The sequence below is a fragment of the Pseudomonas sp. Irchel s3b5 genome (assembly GCF_900187435.1).
In the GTDB taxonomy this organism is placed as follows: domain Bacteria; phylum Pseudomonadota; class Gammaproteobacteria; order Pseudomonadales; family Pseudomonadaceae; genus Aquipseudomonas.
Genome location: NZ_FYDY01000063.1, coordinates 1 through 2,041 on the forward strand (window position 1 = coordinate 1; position 2,041 = coordinate 2,041).

A 2,041-nucleotide genomic window follows, 5' to 3' on the forward strand; every position below is an offset into this window, starting at 1 on the left:
GTAAGCGCTCCATAAACCCCACATTCAAAGCGCTTAGCTGATCCCGGATGCTGTGCTCCCGATTCCTTCAGGAGCCAGCTCGCCATGATGCGACCCGATGCCAAAGTCGAAAAAGTGTATCTGTACCCCAAGCCGGTCGACTTCCGAAAATCCATCGACGGCTTGGCTGCGCTGGTCGAGCTGGATATTAAAGTCGCCGTATTCGACCCGGTGCTTTTCGTATTTCTGAATCGCCACCGTAACCGAGTAAAGATCCTCTATTGGGAGCGCAACGGCTTCTGCCTTTGGCTCAAGCGCCTCGAGTCCGAACGATTCAAAACATCGCCTGACGCCACCGACGAGGCGATCGTTCTGACCGTCCAGGAACTCAACTGGATGCTCGATGGCTTTGACCTCTGGCGCAACCGTCCTCATCAAGTTTTGACGCCGCGATTCGTAGCCTGATTCGGTATAATCCAGGGCATGAATTCCTTGCCCGAAAATCTTCCAGATGATCCCGTTCTGCTCAAGAAAATGCTTGGGCAGATGCTTGACGAGCGTCAGTTGGATAAGGGAAAAATTGTTCGGCTAGAAGAACAGAATGCCCTCCTGCTTCAGCGTCTGTTCGGACGTAAGTCCGAGCAAACAGCTGATGCGGAAACGCCGCAACTGGCCCTCTTCAATGAAGTAGAAAGCGTCGTTGAGCCTGTGGACGAAATCTCAGATGAAGAGGTCGTTGCCCCGACCAAGCGCCGCGGCAAACGCAAGCCTCTGCCCGCCGATCTCCCGCGCATCGAGATCATCCACGAACTTCCCGAACATGAACTGACGTGCGTCTGCGGCTGCCGCAAACACACGATTGGCGAAGAAGTCAGCGAGCAGCTTGAAATCGTGCCGATGCAGATCCGTGTGATCAGACACGTTCGGAAAGTTTACGGTTGCCGCGACTGCGAGATGGCGCCGGTCACTGCTGACAAGCCGGCTCAACTGATTGAAAAAAGCATGGCCAGCCCAAGTGTTCTGGCGATGCTGCTGACCACCAAGTACGTCGATGGACTACCGCTTCACCGTTTCGAAAAAGTCTTGGGCCGCCATGGCGTCGATATCCCGCGCCAGACGTTGGCACGCTGGGTTATCCAGTGCGGTGAACACTTCCAACCGCTGCTGAATTTAATGCGCGAGAGCCTACTGGGCAGCCGTGTTATCCACTGCGATGAAACACGGGTACAGGTGTTGAAAGAGCCTGACCGAGACCCAAGCAGCCAGTCCTGGATGTGGGTGCAAACCGGCGGCCCGCCAGATAAACCAGTGATCCTTTTTGACTACGCCACCAGCCGTGCGCAGGAGGTGCCGACACGCCTGCTCGATGGCTATCGTGGCTATGTGATGACCGATGATTACGCCGGTTATAACGCGTTGGGCGCGCAGGCCGGAGTCGAGCGTTTGGGCTGCTGGGCGCACGCAAGGCGCAAGTTTATTGAGGCGCAAAAAGTGCAGCCGAAAGGCAAGACGGGACGCGCTGATATCGCACTGAACCTGATCAACAAACTCTATGGCGTAGAGCGTGATCTGAAGGATGCGTGCGACGACGATCGTAAAACCGGCCGTCATGATCGAAGCCTGCCAGTGCTGGCTCAGTTAAAAAGCTGGATGGAAAAGACGCAGCCACAAGTTACGTCTCAGAACGCCTTGGGCAAGGCCATCGGCTATCTGGCGAGTAACTGGAACAAACTGGAGCGGTACGCCGAGGAAGGCTATTTGCCGATCGACAACAACCCCGCCGAGCGTGCGATCAGGCCCTTCGTCATCGGAAGAAAGAACTGGTTGTTTAGCGACACACCCAAAGGCGCGACGGCCAGCGCTCAACTTTACAGCCTGGTCGAGACTGCCAAAGCCAACGACCAAGAGCCCTATGCGTGGCTGCGCCACACATTAGAACGACTACCACTGGCGACCTCGGTTGAAGATTACGAAGCGCTGTTGCCGTGGAACTGCTCGCCGGCATCGCCTAGCTAGGCGCGTTACCGATCTTGAAGTCGGTGGGGTTTATGGAGCGCTTACG

General features: G+C 56.1%; 2 protein-coding genes. Both read left to right on the forward strand.

Features of this window, described 5'->3' with window-relative positions:
* Positions 1–84 precede the first annotated feature (84 nt).
* Positions 85–444 carry an IS66 family insertion sequence element accessory protein TnpB gene (tnpB, locus tag CKW15_RS27745; RefSeq protein WP_007943645.1) on the forward strand — a complete coding sequence of 120 codons (360 nt, stop codon included), beginning with the start codon at positions 85–87 and terminating at the stop codon, positions 442–444.
* An 18-nt stretch (positions 445–462) separates the two neighbouring features.
* A complete protein-coding gene (locus CKW15_RS27750) occupies positions 463–1,995 on the forward strand; it encodes an IS66 family transposase (RefSeq protein ID WP_095057654.1) in 1,533 nt (510 codons plus the stop codon).
* Positions 1,996–2,041: the final 46 nt, after the last annotated feature.

Excerpts from the sequence above, each read along its gene's own strand:
- CKW15_RS27750 (WP_095057654.1), top strand. The coding sequence starts at position 463 with ATGAATTCCTTGCCCGAAAATCTTCCAGATGATCCCGTTCTGCTCAAG.
- tnpB (WP_007943645.1), top strand. The coding sequence starts at position 85 with ATGATGCGACCCGATGCCAAAGTCGAAAAAGTGTATCTGTACCCCAAG.